The 294-nt window shown below is 63.3% G+C and carries 1 protein-coding gene; it reads right to left on the bottom strand.

Translation table 11 applies throughout. From position 1 onward, the window contains the following. The coding region (locus ACZYOF_RS44545; protein ID WP_463719692.1) for a transposase at positions 1-294 on the bottom strand (294 nt) is incomplete at both ends.

Here is a 294-nt window from a genome sequence, read left to right as displayed (position 1 = left end):
CGATCTCCCGGTCAATCTCCGCGAGCCGCTTGGCGAGCGTGCGCTGCGTCTTGATACTCGCCTTGCTGGCGTTGCCGTCAAAAAACGCCCCGTCGATCGCCACAACTTCACCGCCCACCAGGCCAAGCTCGCGCACCACAAGCACAAACTCCCGGTTCGCTGCCTTGAGCGCCTTCCAGTTGTCCTTGCGGAACTTGGCAATGGTGCGATAGCCGGGCACCAGCCGCTTCAGCAGCCAGATCAGTTCAAGATTGCGGCCGGCTTCCCGCTCAAGGCTGCGCGACGACCGGATCC

The organism is Bradyrhizobium sp. LeoA1Lang, assembly GCF_055413685.1.
This window is presented reverse-complemented; position numbering and strand designations above follow the sequence as displayed.